General features: G+C 62.6%; 14 protein-coding genes. 10 read left to right on the forward strand and 4 right to left on the reverse strand.

Going from position 1 to position 12,933, the window contains the following annotated elements; translation table 11 throughout:
• Positions 1-38: 38 nt before the first annotated feature.
• From EYW47_RS30580 to EYW47_RS30590, 3 genes are read right to left on the reverse strand one after another with little or no spacing between them, the layout of a single operon-like run.
• Positions 39-950 (reverse strand): LysR family transcriptional regulator, encoded by a 912-nt coding sequence (locus EYW47_RS30580; protein ID WP_133198554.1) that lies wholly within the window; start codon positions 948-950, stop codon positions 39-41.
• A 55-nt stretch (positions 951-1,005) separates the two neighbouring features.
• The gene (locus tag EYW47_RS30585; RefSeq protein ID WP_133198555.1) at positions 1,006-1,794 is read right to left on the reverse strand and encodes an enoyl-CoA hydratase/isomerase family protein; all 789 of its coding nucleotides are present in this window, start codon (positions 1,792-1,794) and stop codon (positions 1,006-1,008) included.
• Positions 1,795-1,822: 28 nt separating this feature from the next.
• The gene (locus EYW47_RS30590) at positions 1,823-2,716 is read right to left on the reverse strand and encodes an alpha/beta hydrolase (protein WP_133198630.1); all 894 of its coding nucleotides are present in this window, start codon (positions 2,714-2,716) and stop codon (positions 1,823-1,825) included.
• 358 nt (positions 2,717-3,074) lie between these two features.
• On the opposite strand from EYW47_RS30590, the gene EYW47_RS30595 reads away from it, so the two are divergent.
• The 3 genes from EYW47_RS30595 to EYW47_RS30605 all read left to right on the forward strand — a co-directional run bounded on the left by EYW47_RS30595 (position 3,075) and on the right by EYW47_RS30605 (position 5,323).
• Positions 3,075-3,659 carry a GNAT family N-acetyltransferase gene (locus EYW47_RS30595; RefSeq protein WP_133198556.1) on the forward strand — a complete coding sequence of 195 codons (585 nt, stop codon included), beginning with the start codon at positions 3,075-3,077 and terminating at the stop codon, positions 3,657-3,659.
• A gap of 100 nt (positions 3,660-3,759) precedes the next feature.
• On the forward strand, positions 3,760-4,143 hold the full coding sequence (locus tag EYW47_RS30600) for a tautomerase family protein (protein ID WP_133198557.1): 384 nt from the start codon (positions 3,760-3,762) through the stop codon (positions 4,141-4,143).
• 43 nt (positions 4,144-4,186) lie between these two features.
• A complete protein-coding gene (locus EYW47_RS30605) occupies positions 4,187-5,323 on the forward strand; it encodes a thiolase family protein (protein WP_133198631.1) in 1,137 nt (378 codons plus the stop codon).
• A 58-nt stretch (positions 5,324-5,381) separates the two neighbouring features.
• Here EYW47_RS30605 and EYW47_RS30610 read toward each other — a convergent pair whose 3' ends face one another.
• On the reverse strand, positions 5,382-5,939 hold the full coding sequence (locus tag EYW47_RS30610; RefSeq protein ID WP_240763984.1) for a TetR/AcrR family transcriptional regulator: 558 nt from the start codon (positions 5,937-5,939) through the stop codon (positions 5,382-5,384).
• Positions 5,940-6,134: 195 nt separating this feature from the next.
• Between EYW47_RS30610 and EYW47_RS30615 the strand changes: the two genes are divergently transcribed.
• The 7 genes from EYW47_RS30615 (at position 6,135) to EYW47_RS41085 (ending at position 12,888) form a co-directional block, all read left to right on the forward strand.
• Positions 6,135-6,611, forward strand: a complete 477-nt coding sequence (locus EYW47_RS30615) for an SRPBCC family protein (RefSeq protein ID WP_338117852.1) — start codon at positions 6,135-6,137, stop codon at positions 6,609-6,611.
• Positions 6,612-6,704: 93 nt separating this feature from the next.
• Positions 6,705-7,205, forward strand: a complete 501-nt coding sequence (locus EYW47_RS30620; RefSeq protein ID WP_133198634.1) for a (2Fe-2S)-binding protein — start codon at positions 6,705-6,707, stop codon at positions 7,203-7,205.
• Complete coding sequence (locus EYW47_RS30625; RefSeq protein ID WP_133198558.1) at positions 7,198-9,570, forward strand: xanthine dehydrogenase family protein molybdopterin-binding subunit; 2,373 nt, start codon at positions 7,198-7,200, stop codon at positions 9,568-9,570. Before EYW47_RS30620 ends, EYW47_RS30625 begins: the two co-directional genes overlap by 8 nt.
• Entirely contained in the window at positions 9,567-10,424 is an 858-nt protein-coding gene (locus EYW47_RS30630; RefSeq protein WP_133198559.1) for an FAD binding domain-containing protein, read from the forward strand. The genes EYW47_RS30625 and EYW47_RS30630 overlap by 4 nt, the downstream gene beginning before the upstream one ends.
• A 102-nt stretch (positions 10,425-10,526) precedes the next feature.
• Positions 10,527-11,051, forward strand: a complete 525-nt coding sequence (locus EYW47_RS30635; protein WP_165976721.1) for a DUF302 domain-containing protein — start codon at positions 10,527-10,529, stop codon at positions 11,049-11,051.
• A gap of 219 nt (positions 11,052-11,270) precedes the next feature.
• Positions 11,271-12,572: an Nramp family divalent metal transporter gene (locus EYW47_RS30640; protein WP_133198561.1), complete on the forward strand. Its 1,302-nt coding sequence runs from the start codon at positions 11,271-11,273 to the stop codon at positions 12,570-12,572.
• Positions 12,573-12,723: 151 nt separating this feature from the next.
• Positions 12,724-12,888 (forward strand): hypothetical protein, encoded by a 165-nt coding sequence (locus tag EYW47_RS41085; protein ID WP_165976722.1) that lies wholly within the window; start codon positions 12,724-12,726, stop codon positions 12,886-12,888.
• The last annotated feature ends 45 nt before the right edge of the window (positions 12,889-12,933 follow it).

The raw sequence follows: 12,933 nt of genomic DNA on the forward strand, positions 1-12,933 counted from the left end.
GCAAACGAGTCGATGTGGAGCGGGCGATGGCGTAGCCATCAGTGGCGGCGCAAGTATTCGTGCCGCTCGAACAATTCGATCACCCAGTCGATAAAGGCGCGGACCTTCGCGCTCAGATACCGATTGGGTGCATAAAGCACGTGCACGGGAACAAGGCTCTGGTCCCAGTCTTCCAGCACGGGGATCAGCTGGCCGCGCTCGACGGCTTCACGCACGCAATACGTCGGTGCCTGAATGATCCCCAGGCTGGCCAGCCCCGCGGCCAAATAGGCGTTAGTGTCGTTGACCACCAGCTTGTGATTCAGCGCCAACTCGTGCTCTTGCCCATCCTTGGAGAATTGAAAGGGTAGCGACCGCCCATCGCGAGCCGAGCCCATCCCGACAGTCGGTTGCGCGCGTAAATCGTCGGGGGAATGGGGCTTGCCGTGAATCCGCAAATATTCGGGCGTCGCGCAAGTCGTGAAGCCAAATTCGCCTATTGGGCGCGCAGCAAGGTACTGCGCGTCCACTTCCCCAGCTCGGATTGCACAGTCGATGCCTTCCGCGACCAGATCGATGTGCCTGTTGCCAATGTCGAGCTCGATGTCGACATCGGGATACAGTCGATAGAAGTCGGCGAGTGCGGGTACGACCACGAGCGCGCCAATGGCTGCGGGCGTAACGACCCGGATCTTTCCCGAGGGTTTGGCGCGCGATTGTTTGGTCGACGACTCGATATCGGCGAGATCGGCGAGCAGGCGCACGACGCGCTCGTAATAGGTCGCGCCTTCGGGCGTAACGGTAATGACGCGGGTCGTGCGGTGCAGCAAGCGGACCTTCAGATCGTCTTCCAGTTGCTGGATCAGCCGCGTCACCGTCGAGTTGGGCAAATCCAGCGTGTCGGCCGCTTTCGTGAATGTCCCGGCCTCGACAACGCGGACGAATGCGTTCATAGCGGCGATGCGGTCCATGATGTGCCTCCGCGTAACGGGAGGCATCATTAAACCGCAAACCGCGTTCATCCCGCTAGCGCCCCTTGAACTCCAGTACCGGTCGCGCCCGGCCCGCGTTGAGGGCATCCACGGCGGAGCTCAGGCCGCGTCGGACATCGTCGGTTTCGAACAGCGGCATGGCAATATCGAACATCGCTTCGTCGGCCGCCGATACGCCACCCACCGCCCAGGCGCGCAGCAGGGCTTTGTGGGCCGCATACGCGCGCGTGGGGCCGCGAGCCACTTTCTCCGCGAAAGCCAGCGTTTCCTGCAGAAGGCTGTCGTCGGCGACCACGCGATTCACGATGCCGAAATGGGCCATCGTGGCGGCCGGAACCTTCTCGGACGTCATCGCCCACTCGGCAGCGCGTGAGCGCCCGGCGCGCTCGGCCACGCGGTAGATGCCACCCAGGATCGTAACGATCCCAAGGCTTTGCTCAGGATGCCCAAACGTGGCCGACTCCGCGGCAAAGATCATGTCGGCGCGCAGCGCCAGCTCGAACCCGCCACCGAAGCACAAGCCTTGCACCGCTGCGATCACCGGCAACGCAAGCCGCTCGAAGCGATTGAAGACAGACAGGTAGTACTCGAAGCGGGCGCGAAGTTCGCGAACGTCCGCATCGGGCCACGTCATGATGTCGCCGCCGAACGAGAAGTCCTTGCCCTCGCTTCGCACGACGACAACCCGTGCGTCGCTGCGCTCGATGGCGCTCACCGCGGCGGCGAGCTCATCGATCATCTGATCGTCGATGCGATTCTGAGGCGGGCGATTCAGGACGATGGTTGCAATGCGATCGTCGAAATGGACAGTCAAATGAGCCATGGAAAACCTTTGTCCGTGGATGCGGGGATTAGCCCAGGTGGAGCTTGAACCACTCGACGGCGGCTTCGCTCGACTGCTTGAACATGGAAAGATACGGATCGAAATGGCCGCCTTCGATGGTCACGAGGCGCTTGGGCTGCAGTGCGCGTTCGTACGCGGCAAGCTCGAGGTCGGTCAGCGTGATGGTGTCTCGCGTGGCCACGACCATCAGCAGCGGAGTCGGCGAAACGCGGGCAATCCAGTGCCCCGGCTCATACATGCGAGCCGCACGCGTGGAGCGGACCGTGACGTCGTTCTGCCAGGCGCCCTCGGGCAGCGGCTGCAGGTAGAAGTCGATCGCATCCTTGGCGCGATACGACGCCGCAATGCCGGGGTCGGCGCTGACAATCGCCTGGCGGCGAGGCGGCTCGCCGCGCTGTTGTGCGCGCTCGTCGTCGGAAAAGGCTTCTTCGATTGCGCCCACATTCTCGGGCGCAATCCGGCGCAGGCCCTGCTCATAGCCGCTGATGGTCGGAACCTGTGAGACTACACAACGCAGCCGCCGCTCCGTCGCGCCGAGCACGATGGCATGTCCCCCGGCATAGCTGGTGCCCCACAAGCCGATGCGCTGCGGGTCCACGACCTCCAGGGTTTCCAGATAGCTGATTGCGCGTCGCCAGTCGGCGATCTGGCGCCAGGGATCGATGTCGTGGCGCGGCGTGCCTTCACTGGCGCCGAACCCGCGATGGTCGTGCAGCAGGACCACGAAACCGGCCTCGGCGAAGGCTTGGGCAAAGGGATCGAGGCCGTGCTCTTTCACGCCGGCATAGCCATGCGCCATCGTGATCGCGGGACGTCGCCCAGCGCCTGGTAGCACATAGAGCCAGCCGCGCAGCTTGACGTTGCCGTCGACCTCGAATTCCACATCTGTACGTTGTACCAATTCAATCCCCTCTGGCAAGGATGCATGCGCCGGATCCTGCCGCTCCGAGATCGGGCGCGGCTTGCGGCTACTGTAGAAAAAATCGCTGCGCAAGGGAAGGTGGCCCGGATGAATGCAACATTCGACATTTAGCAATAATGCGCCGACACGAGAAACGATGCCGTCCAGGATTCGATGCGGATTGTTCTTTCGCGCGCAATAACAAGTTCGCTCTGCAATGCTGTTGAGACCGGGCATTCGCTCCTAGAATGCGTGCAAGGCGCTCATGCGGTGATGCTGGCAAGGAGTGTCTGGAGCTTTGTCGGCATGGGAAGCGGCACGACGTAGCTCGTCCAGGGGCAAAAACCGGTGTGAGGCAATGATGGGCGCGATAGAGATTCTGCCAGGAGCGAGTGATTGGACGGATGCTCCTGTCCTGATGGACGTTGGCAAGCATGTCTGGATCGACAAGAAGGGGCAGCCTGTAATTTTGCGTCCGATCCGGCCGGACGACGTCGACCTTGCACGCGATTTCGTCGCTGGCCTGTCCAGGCGTACGGGGTACATGAGAATGATGTCCACGAGATGTCCGTCTCCGGCCGAACTGCAACGCTGGGCTAATCTCGATCGCCAATATCAGGGCGCCGTGGTGGCTACGGCGTCTGTTGAAGGCCACCTGAGGCAGATTGGCGTGGCCCGATACGCGATGGAGCCCGCAGCCGAGGAGGCCGAGTTCGCCATTGTCATCGCGGACGCATGGCAGCGAGTGGGGCTGGGTGGGGCTTTGCTGACCAGCCTGCTCGACCTTGCCAGGGCGTCCGGTGTGAAGCGCATGTTTGGCACCACCCTCAGCGAAAACCACGCAATGGTCACCCTCGCGCGGCGTCTTGGATTCAAGATCGCCTTCGAGCCGGGCGCGGCTGCGTACACGAGAATATCCGTGGATATACACACTCCCGACTGAAGCGGTTCGAGGGGAAAGCAAAGCTCGCCGCAATGAATTATGATCGTCATATAAAGCAGCGCGCCCTGTTCAACTCCGCCCATACTGCAGGAGAAAGCTCATGCCCATTGTTCGAATCGACATCAAGAAGCGCTCTGATCCGACGTTTGCCCAGAGGGTCGGAAAGGTGGTTTATGAGTCGCTCAAGAGCGCGGTCAACGTGCCCGACCAGGACAACTTCCAGATCCTCGGCGAGCACGACGAAAACCATTTTGTGTACGACCCGACTTATTTGGGTATCGAGCGAACCGACGACCTCGTCATCATCCAGATCACGCTCAACGAGGGGCGGAGCACGGAGCAAAAGAAGTTGCTCTACAAGACGATTGCCGATCGTCTGAACGAGGCGCTGGCGGTGCGTCCACAGGACGTGTTCATCAGTCTCGTCGAGGTCAGGAAGGAGAACTGGTCCTTCGGCAACGGTGTGGCGCAGTACGCGCTCTGAGGGCCGCAAACGCGGTAAGTCCAGCAAATATCAGGAGATAACTTTGTCAGATATCGTAGTCGCTGCATATGCACGCTCGCCGTTCCACTTCGCCCGCAAGGGGGCGCTGATCGACGTTCGGCCCGACGACCTGGCGGCCCAGGTGGTATCGGCATTGCTCTCACGCACGGGCCTCGAACCGGCCATGATCGAGGACATCGTGGTGGGATGTTCTTATCCGGAAGCCGAGCAAGGGCTGAATATCGCACGCATCATTGGCTTCCTGGCCGGATTTGGTGACACCGTTCCCGGCGTGACCATCAACCGCTTCTGCGGCTCTTCAATGTCCTCGGTACACTACGCCGCGGGTCAAATTGCGCTGGGGCTTGGGGAGGCTTTCATTTGCGCGGGTGTCGAGTCGATGACGCGGGTGCCGCAAGGGGGCTTCAATCGCTCGCCCAATCCCCGCTTGCAGGAAACGTATCCGCAAGCCTATGTCCCAATGGGGATCACCGCGGAAAATGTCGCGAAGGCGTTCGGCGTCGATCGCGCAGCCCAGGAGGCACTCGCCGTCGTTTCGCACGCGAAGGCTGCCGCCGCGCGTGAGGGCGGCAGGCTGGACGACGAGATCGTGCCCATTCAAACCCCGCAGGGCCTGGTCTCGCAGGACGGTTGCATCCGTCCCGGTACGAATCTGGACGCACTGCGCTCGCTCAAGCCGGCCTTCATTGAAGACGGCAGCGTGACCGCCGGCACGTCTTCGCCGCTGACCGATGGGGCGTCGGCCATTTTGCTCTGCAGTGCAGAATTTGCCCGCCGTAATGGACTGCGTCCGCTCGCAAAGTATCGCAGCGCAGCGGTTGCGTCCTGCCAGCCGGAATTGATGGGAATCGGGCCGATTCCCGCGACCCGCAAGGCGCTCGCGCGCGCAGGGATCGCTGCAAAAGATCTCGACGTGGTGGAAATCAATGAAGCATTTGCCAGCCAGGCCATTGCGAGTGTCCGCGAGCTGGGGCTCGATCCTGAACGTACCAACGTGGACGGTGGGGCGCTCGCCATCGGGCACCCGCTAGGTGCGACCGGAGCGCGCCTTGTCGGCAAAGCCGCTGCGTTGCTTGCACGCGGCGGCGGCCAGTTTGCTTTGGCTACGCAGTGCATTGGCGGCGGACAGGGTATTGCGACTATCCTCGAAGCGGTCTAGATGCCGGGTATCCAGGCGTTACGCGGCGCGGGGCAAGATGCAGCGCCGCCCCGCGCGGCTACGCCATGTTTCGCACCGCATCGAGTATCTCCTGGGAGAGCGCATCGGGGCGGACCGCGCGCGCCAGGACCATGCCACCGACCATGGCCGCCAGGGTCGTGATGGTCGCCGCGCGCGCCTCGCTGTCTTGCTCCTCTCCGCCGATCAGTTCGATCAGCGCGTTGATGCCCGCTGCGAAGGAGCGTTTTGCGGCGGCGTCCAGGCGCGAGACATCGGCGCCGAGCGCGGGGATGACGCAACCGGCTTCCGGGTGATCACGATGCGCCTGTGACAGGTAGGCGTCGAGGACGGCGCGCCGATGCTGATCGGGCGGCGCGCCCGACACTGCGGTTTCGAGCCGGGTTCTCATCTGCTCGAAGGCCGCATCGATTGCCGCGACGACAAGTGCATCCTTTGAGTCGAAATGGGCATAGAAGCCGCCATGCGTGAGCTTGGCACCTTTCATCAACTGCGCGACGCCAATGCCGTCAACGCCGTGCTTGCGGAACGCCTTGGCCGCCGCCTTGACGATCTTGCCGCGGGTTTCTTCCTTGTGCTCGGGCGGGTAGCGCATCATTGAGCTCCTGTCATGCAAACGCTGAAACCTGTAATCGATATATTAGATGATAACCGTCATTGCATGGCGCTGGCCCTTGATCGAAGCTCAGGCAGCTCGGGATCTCGGGGTAAACACCTGCCGAGATTGACGCGGTCCGCTCTTGACCATGCCGGCATGGCTCCCTAGCATGTTATCGGTGAATACATTGCCGGATTGAAGGAGGATGTTTTGGAATTCAAAGGATCACAGCACATCAGTGCATCGCGCGCCGTCGTGTGGCAGCGGCTCAACGACCCGCATACCTTGCGGCAGTGCCTGCCCGGCTGCGAACAGTATGAGCTGGCCGAGGACGGGAGCTACGACGCCGTCATCGCGGCGGCCTTCGGGCCGATCAAGGCCCGTTTCAAAGGGACTGCGCGTTTCGCGGATCTGCGCGAGGACACCGGATATCGAATCGAAGGCAACGGCAGCGGCGGAATCGCGGGCTTCGGCAAACTGACGGCCGACGTTCAGCTGGAAGACATCTATGGCGGGACCACGCTGCACTATGCCGCCACAGCGCAGCTCGGCGGCAAGCTCGCGCAAATCGGCTCGCGCCTCGTCGGCTCCGTGGCCAACAAGTTTCTCGCGGACTTCTTTTCGCGGTTCGAAAAACTGGTGAGCGAGTGCGGGGATACGGCTTCGCCGTGAAGTATGACGATCATCATTTAATGAGTTCGCGTGGTGCCAGAAGCGTTCTGGTTATCGAGCAAGACGAGCGGTCAAAGGGACAGGGTGACACCCATGCAGATACAGAATTCCGTCAATGGTGAGCTGCGCACCATTGAGGCAGAACCGAGGCGGCTGCTCGTCCATGTTCTGCGAGATTCATTGCGGCTGACGGGCGTGCATATCGGCTGTGACACCTCGCAGTGCGGCGCCTGCACGGTGCTGATCGACCAGAAGACCGCGAGGTCCTGCACCGTGCTGGCGGTACAGACCGAGGGCTGCAGCGTGCAGACCATCGAAGGCATGGAGCGCGATCGCATCATCACCGTGCTCAAGCGCGCGTTCAATGAGTGCCACGGGCTGCAGTGCGGCTTCTGTACGCCTGGCATGCTGATGGCGGCGCGCGCGCTGCTGGTCACGACGCCCGAACCTTCGGAGCATGCGGTTCGCGAGGCGCTGCATGGCAATCTGTGCCGCTGCACGGGATACCAGCACATCGTGGACGCCGTCCTGCTGGCGGCATCTCGCCTGAAGGAGCACGCCGCTCAACCGGTAGAGGAGGCGAGTCATGAGTGAAGGCCATAGCGACGTCGGCACACGCTATATCGGCAAGCCCGTGAAGCGGCGGGAAGACGAGCGCCTGATGAGTGGCAAGGGCCGGTTTACGGACGATCATCAATTCCCCGGAATGACGTTTGCCGCGTTTGTCCGCTCGCCTTTTGCCCATGCGCGCGTCCGGCATATCGACACGGCCGCCGCGCTGGCGCTGCCCGGCGTGGTGGGTGTGCTGACCCATGCCGATATTGCCGGCAAGGTCGGCGATATCCGTCCCAACTGGGTCGTGGGCAATTCCATCGTGCCGCCGCACCCCGTGCTGCCTGCCGAATACGTGCGCTACGCCGGAGAGGCCGTGGCCATGGTGGTGGCCCAGACGCGCGAACTGGCCGCCGACGCCGCCGAGCTCGTGAGCGTCGAGTACGACGAAATGCCCGTGGTCGTGGATGCGGAGGCGGCGCTTCAGGAGGGGGCTCCGCAGCTTCATGACAATGTTCCCGGCAACCTGATTGGCGTATTCAAGCTGAAGGGCGGCAACTACGAGGAAGCCGTGAAGGCGGCGGACCGGGTCGTGTCCATTCGCATCGTCAACCAGCGGCTGATTCCGAGTCCGCTGGAACCGCGTGCGCTCTGCGCCAGCTACGATGCGCTGGACGAGCGGCTCACCTTCATCCTGCCAAGCCAGGTGCCGCACATGTCCCGGCGATGGCTCGCCGAGACGCTGGGCTGGCCCGAGCACCGGATCCGCATTGTTGCGCCCGATATTGGCGGCGGCTTCGGGTGCAAGATGCACTTCTACGTCGAGGAGGTGCTTGTCGCCTTTGCCTCGAAGCGCTTCGGCCGCCCGGTGAGCTGGACTGAAACGCGCAGCGAGAACCACGTGGCCACCACCCACGGCCGCGACCACGTGGAATACGTGGATGCCGCCGTCACGAAGGAAGGCAAGGTACTGGGGATCAAGGTTCGCTCGTATGCGAACCTGGGCGCTTACCTCTCCAACATGGGGACCGGCATTCCCACCATCAACACGGCGAGCTACGTCACCGGCAACTACCAGATTGCGAGTGTGGATGTGCAGGTCGATCTCGTGACGACCCATACCACGCCCGTCGATGCCTATCGCGGCGCGGGCCGGCCAGAGGCCGCCTATATCATCGAGCGCGCGATGGATGCGGTGGCCAATGCGCTCGACCTCGACCCCGTTGCGCTGCGCCGCCTGAACCTGGTCCAGGCGCACCAGTTTCCGTATCAGCCGCACGACACTGCACGCGGCAAATGGGACAGTGGCGACTATGAAGCCTGCCTGTCCCGCGCCACGGAGATGATCGATTACGACGGCTGGCGCAAGCGGCAGGCCGCTATGAGGCACGAAGGCCGGTATATCGGCATTGGCGTGATCTGCTATCTCGAGCTCGTCGGCATGGGCAATTCCCAACTGCTGCGCCGGGTCGGCTTCGACCGCGGCGGCTGGGAAAGCGCCCATATTCGCGTGCATTCCGATGGCAAGGTGACCTTGTTCAGCGGGTCGATGCCGCAGGGCCACGGCCACGCCACCAGCTACGCGCAGATTGTGGGCGACGCGCTGCAACTGCCGATGGAAGACATCGACGTGGTGCAGGGCGACACCGACCGCGTGCTGGCCGGTCATGGCACGTTCAATTCGCGCTCCATGCCGGTGGGGGGCTCCGCAGCCTGGATGGCGGCGGGCAAGATTCTTGCCAAAGCGTGCAAGATCGCCGCGATCATGCTGGAGGCCGACGAAGAGGGCGTGCAATACGCCGGCGGCGTGTTTGCCACGAAGGATGGTGCGACGGTGTCCTTTGCCGAGGTCGCCAGGATGGCCTATGTGGCCAGCAAGCTCCCGCGCGACATGGAGGCCGGCCTGGAAGAGCGCGTGTTCTACGAGCCCGTCGCGATGGGGGCGCCCAACGGATGTCACGCGGTGGTCGTGGAAGTGGATCCAGAAACCGGGGTCGTTAGCATTCTTGACTATGTTGCGGTTGACGACGTCGGCGTGCTGATCAACCCCATGCTGTGCCATGGGCAGATGCACGGCGGCATTGCTCAAGGCATCGGCCAGGCGCTTTATGAAGAGGCCCGATATGACGCAAGCGGGCAACTGCTTTCGGGATCCCTGCTCGACTACGGGTTCCCGCGCATCGAGCAGGTTCCGCGCATGCGCACGGCTTTCCACGTATCGCCATCGCCGACGAATCCGCTTGGCGTGAAGGGCATCGGCGAAGCGGGTTGCGTCGGCGCGCCGCCTGCGATCGTTTCCGCCGTTTGCGATGCGCTGAAGCCATTCGGCATCACTCACCTCGACATGCCGCTTACGCCGCCGAAAATCTGGCGCGCCGTCCAGAACGCCACCAGGAGCCCTGCATGATCCCCTATGCGGTCGACTATGTTAGAGCCACCAGTGTGGCGCATGCGCTTGCCGTGCTCGCAAGCGACCCCGACGCCCGCTTGCTGGCCGGGGGCCATTCGCTGATCCCGCTCATGAAGCTGCGCCTGACCGGCGTCTCGCGGCTCGTCGACATCGGCACGCTGCCGGAACTCCGAGGCACCGAGATCCATCCCGATCACATTGCGATCGGTGCCGCGACCACGCATGCCGAGCTTGGCAGTCATGCCGGGCTGGCGGAGCGCGTGCCGTTGATCGCGCTGGCCGCCGGCGTCATTGCGGATCCGACTGTGCGCAATCGCGGAACCCTCGGCGGTTCGCTGGTCCACGCCGACCCGTCGGCCGACTGGCCCGCCGTCATGCTGGCGCTCGATGCGCGCATGGAAGTCACCGGCAGCGCCGGTGTGCGCGTGGTGCCCGCTGACGAATTCTTTGTTGGCCTCATGTCGTCGGCGGTGCAGCAGGACGAGTTGCTCACGCGCATCGTCATTCCGTTGCCTGGGCCCGATCGCGTGGCGTACCGGAAATTCCGCCATCCCGCTTCGGGTTACGCCGTCGCCGCGGCCGCCGTCGCCTTGCGCTACGCGGGCAATCGCTGCACAGGCGGCATGATCGGCGTGACCGGTGTGGCGGAAACGGCGTGCCGCGCTCATGCGGCTGAAGCGGAGCTGGGCCGTGGGTTTACCGGATCGGCAGAGGAAATCCGCCGCATTGTCGAGGCCGCTTTCGTGGACGTGACGCCGCTCGAAGACGGTTTTGCCGATGGCGCTTATCGCACGCAATTGGCCAAAGTCATGCTCGGCCGGGCGCTGGCTGATGCTGCGCGGCAATCGTAGGCGCCGTGGATGATGAGGTCCTTCCGCATCCCATCCATCGCGATCCTGATTTACCTTGGACTCCTTTCTACCACCGCGCATAGCGGGTTATCGTCGACTACCATGCAAACCGATTCTTTGATTCAAACTTCATCGCAGCAAATCGCTGTCACCCACGTCACCCTGGAAGCCAAAGTCGATTTTGGGGCGTTCACGCAACACCTGGAAGCCTTGCTGGGCCGCTTCGACCCTTCCTCCCTCAAGGCACTGCTGCAAACCGACCCGGCCGCGGCGGATGCCCGTCTCGCGAAGATGGAAGGGGATCAGGGATTGATGATCTTCTCGACGCAGAATCACGGGATGGTGCTCAATATCGCCGGAGCCCCGAGGCAAGCCATCCGCTACAACATCGGCAACCCGCGTGTTGCCATGCAGATGACGCGCCATGATATCCGTGCCGGTCTTTATGCGCCGCTGTCCGTGCTGGTCTATGAATCGGCGCCTGGCACAGTGCGGGTCGAATACGACCGGCCCTCAACGCTGTTCGGTCAATTCGGCAATGCGGATGTTGCCGCGGTGGGACGCGAGCTCGACGGCAAGCTCGCCAGAGTCATAGAGCATGCGGCGAGGCTGGCGGCTGCGTCTTGAGCCATCCCAAGCCGTTTCCCGCAGCGTTACTTACGGTCCGTAAGCAAACGATAGAACGCCCTGACGGCGATCGCTTCCCTTTTTCCGAGGGACTCAACGACGCAAAACGATATCGGCACGATTCGAACGTTCAATTGTTCACGGCGGCCAATTCCCGGCAACATGACTCCTGCCATAGTGCTGGCCGTTCGGCGGCCCGACTTGAACAGGAAGAACGAAATGAGCACCGCTGAAGGACAACTGGGACTGACCGAGCGTACCTCGCGAACCATCGCCGGCGTGCTGGCCGGGCGCGACGATAGCTGGCGCTCGAAGCTGCTCTTCGCCGGGCCCGCCGTCGTGGCGTCGATCGCCTATATGGACCCGGGCAACTTCGCGACCAACATCCAGGCGGGGGCGAAATACGGGTACTCGCTGCTCTGGGTCGTGCTGGCGGCCAATGTCATCGCCATGTTGTTTCAGGCGCTGTCCGCGAAGCTCGGCATCGTGACGAATCGCAATCTCGCACAGTTGAGCCGCGAGCATTTTCCGCTGCCGGTGGCCTATGGGATGTGGGGCGTGAGCGAAATCGCGGCGATGGCAACCGACCTTGCCGAGTTCCTCGGCGGTGCAATCGGCCTGTCTCTGCTTTTTCACATCCCGTTACTGGTCGGCATGATCGTCACGGGCATCGTCACCTATGCGATTCTCACTGGGGAGAAGCAGGGGTTCCGCCCACTCGAGCTGGTGATCGGCGGCCTCATCGTAGCCGTCGCGCTGTCTTACGTGTTCGAACTCTTGATCGTTCATGTCGACTGGCCCGCTGCGTTCAAGGGAACGTTCGTCCCCCGGCTTCACGGCGCGGACGCGCTGTCTGTCGCGGTCGGCATTCTCGGCGCCACGGTGATGCCGCACGCGATTTATCTGCACTCGGGGCTGACGCAAGGCCGCACGCGCGCTCGCAGCAATACGGAACGCTACAAGCTGGTGCGCTTTTCGAATGTCGAGGTCATTGTCGCACTCACCGTCGCCGGGCTCGTCAACATGGCGATGGTGATCATGGCGTCGGGGGCCTTTCATGCGGGCCATCCCGAGGTGGCCGAAATCGAAACGGCGTATCACAGCCTGACGCCGGTGCTCGGCGCGGCAGCCGCTGGCATCTTTCTCGTCGCGTTGCTGGCATCCGGTGTGTCCAGTTCGGTGGTCGGAACGATGGCCGGGCAGATGATCATGCAAGGCTTCATGGGATGGCGCATTCCGGTTTGGGTTCGCCGGCTCGTCACCATGGTGCCGGCATTCGTTGTCGTCGCGTGCGGTGTCAACGCGACCGAGGCGCTCGTCTACAGTCAGGTGGTGTTGAGCTTCGCCTTGCCGGTGCCGATGATCGCTCTCGTCATTCTGACTTCACGGCAAGACGTGATGGGACCGTTTGCGAATCGCCGATGGGTGGCCGGCATGGCCATCCTTGGAACCGTGGTTATCCTGGCGCTCAACGTGGTGTTGGTTCTCCAGACCTTTGGTATTGCGATTCCCGGACTGTGATGAGGGACGCCGCGGCGATTGTTCGGGTTATGCGAAAGCATATTTCATCCCAGCCTCGTTGATCTTCGTGTGCCAGCGCGTACCCTGTCAAACAGGAAGCGTCGAATCTGGCGCAGCACGAATCGCACAGTACTGAGGTAAGGAGGATGAAATGGACATCCTGAACGTCGCCCGACAATCCGGCATGACAATCGTGCTTGACGCACGCATTGGACAACAGGAATATCACTCGGTGCACAGCAGCGTGGCTGCACTGGAGCGGTTCGCTGCGCTGATAGCGGCGGCGAAACAAGCCGAAGCCAAGGAGCAACACTAACGTGTTCTGCTAACTAAATGCAGGACATTCTTCATTAGCTGATAT

Origin of the sequence: Paraburkholderia silviterrae, from assembly GCF_004353915.1 — a bacterium.
GTDB lineage: Bacteria > Pseudomonadota > Gammaproteobacteria > Burkholderiales > Burkholderiaceae > Paraburkholderia > Paraburkholderia silviterrae.

Coding starts and splice junctions, on each gene's coding strand:
- EYW47_RS30610 (WP_240763984.1), bottom strand. CDS start 5,939: ATGATGCGCTACCCGCCCGAGCACAAGGAAGAAACCCGCGGCAAGATC.
- EYW47_RS30635 (WP_165976721.1), top strand. CDS start 10,527: ATGCAAACCGATTCTTTGATTCAAACTTCATCGCAGCAAATCGCTGTC.
- EYW47_RS30640 (WP_133198561.1), top strand. CDS start 11,271: ATGAGCACCGCTGAAGGACAACTGGGACTGACCGAGCGTACCTCGCGA.
- EYW47_RS41085 (WP_165976722.1), top strand. CDS start 12,724: ATGGACATCCTGAACGTCGCCCGACAATCCGGCATGACAATCGTGCTT.
- EYW47_RS30600 (WP_133198557.1), top strand. CDS start 3,760: ATGCCCATTGTTCGAATCGACATCAAGAAGCGCTCTGATCCGACGTTT.
- EYW47_RS30630 (WP_133198559.1), top strand. CDS start 9,567: ATGATCCCCTATGCGGTCGACTATGTTAGAGCCACCAGTGTGGCGCAT.
- EYW47_RS30625 (WP_133198558.1), top strand. CDS start 7,198: ATGAGTGAAGGCCATAGCGACGTCGGCACACGCTATATCGGCAAGCCC.
- EYW47_RS30585 (WP_133198555.1), bottom strand. CDS start 1,794: ATGGCTCATTTGACTGTCCATTTCGACGATCGCATTGCAACCATCGTC.
- EYW47_RS30620 (WP_133198634.1), top strand. CDS start 6,705: ATGCAGATACAGAATTCCGTCAATGGTGAGCTGCGCACCATTGAGGCA.
- EYW47_RS30595 (WP_133198556.1), top strand. CDS start 3,075: ATGATGGGCGCGATAGAGATTCTGCCAGGAGCGAGTGATTGGACGGAT.
- EYW47_RS30580 (WP_133198554.1), bottom strand. CDS start 950: ATGGACCGCATCGCCGCTATGAACGCATTCGTCCGCGTTGTCGAGGCC.